The sequence below is a fragment of the Oleiphilus sp. HI0067 genome, from assembly GCF_001635735.1.
On sequence record NZ_LWFI01001605.1, the window covers coordinates 1 to 1,457 of the forward strand.

Consider the following 1,457-nt stretch of genomic DNA (forward strand, 5'->3'; position numbering starts at 1 on the left):
CCATTAGCAACGACGATGACATTGCTTTCTTCCCTCCAGTAACAGGCGGCTAGCTCGATGATCCAAGTCCAAGAAAATGATTTTGATATTGCAGAGATTCATCAGCAATTACGCCAACAACATCCAGGAAAAACTGGTGCAATCTGTACTTTTACAGGTTTAGTGCGAGAGTTTGGAGATCAATCTGGCGTAGAAAGCATCGTGCTTGAACACTATCCAGGCATGACTGAAAAGCAATTAGCGAAAATCGTTGATCAGGCGAAACGACGTTGGCCTATCCTAGGGACATGCATTATTCATCGTGTCGGAGAACTTGAACTAGATGATCAAATCGTTGTTGTGGCCGTCAGCTCTTCTCATCGCGATGCATCCTTCGCTGCCTGCAGTTTTATCATGGATTATTTAAAACGAGATGCGACAATCTGGAAAAAAGAAGTCGGCGAAAAAACAGTCTGGGTTGAAGCAAAAGACAGTGATTTAGAACAGGCTAAACAATGGGAATCCTAATCCTTTAGCTTAGGATTCCTAAAAACTTACGCCACGTCCTCTTTCTTTTGCACCAAACTTACTACCGCCCAACCGCTCTGCGGCTCAACACTTTCTTTACCGCCGATAGGATAAACGCAGCCATCGCTCGAAATGCCAAATAACAATGTCGCTCTCGAATCATTCTCGCGTTTGTAATCCTCAAAAGAAAACTCATCACTCAGTTGTGTGAGTTTCACTGTCGCACCTTTCGCATACAAACTTGCCAACTTGGCGTAACTCAAGCCATCTTGAAACAAACTATTGGTTTGCATGAACGTCTCTGATACTTGATGGCTGGCTCGTTGCTCTTGCTCCGCCTCGTTAAAAGCAAACACATGCTTTGCACCAAAGTGATCAAGGTAATGATACACCACGTGAGCGTTCAGTTGTTTGTAAGGTGAAATCGCTAAGAATTGCCCTATTCCGGTCAAATCAAGATTATTCTCAGCATGTTCTGACGCGGCATTCCCGTAGTACACCGGTAAACTTGCCATTCTAGCGGCACGAACATTTTCCCAGCTGGTATCAGATAAAATAACTTTCACACCACGCTCTGAGAATGCTTTGGCAATATCACGAGCGAGTGGATTTGCCCCCAAGAACAAAAAGCCATGATCATCGGCTTCTTGCACGCCTAAGGCTTTCGCTAATGGTCGTGCGGTCACACTCTGCAAAGCCACAGTCACGACAATCACAAGAAATACTAAAGGCACCAGCACTCCAGCCTCGACCATTCCCGGCTCTTCTAACTTAAACGCAAATAACGAAGATACCGCAGCCGCGACGATACCCCTTGGCGCAATCCAAGATAAGAAAGATTTTTCTTGCCAACTTAAGTCAGTGCCAATCGCTGCGACAAACACTGAGATCGGGCGAGCTAAAAATATGAGCGCGAGCATAATCCATACTGCCGCAATGCCTAAGTCATA

General features: G+C 45.4%; 2 protein-coding genes. One reads left to right on the forward strand and one right to left on the reverse strand.

The annotated features are described in order from the left end of the window. Positions 1-57: 57 nt before the first annotated feature. The gene (locus A3739_RS26025) at positions 58-507 is read left to right on the forward strand and encodes a molybdenum cofactor biosynthesis protein MoaE (protein WP_068473178.1); all 450 of its coding nucleotides are present in this window, start codon (positions 58-60) and stop codon (positions 505-507) included. 26 nt (positions 508-533) lie between these two features. Here the strand turns inward: A3739_RS26025 and A3739_RS26030 are convergent. After that, positions 534-1,457 (reverse strand): cation:proton antiporter (locus A3739_RS26030; protein ID WP_197472591.1); only part of this gene is annotated, 924 nt, incomplete at its 5' end.

Bases quoted from the DNA above. Each gene is read 5' to 3' on its own strand.
- A3739_RS26025 (WP_068473178.1), top strand. From the start codon at position 58: ATGATCCAAGTCCAAGAAAATGATTTTGATATTGCAGAGATTCATCAG.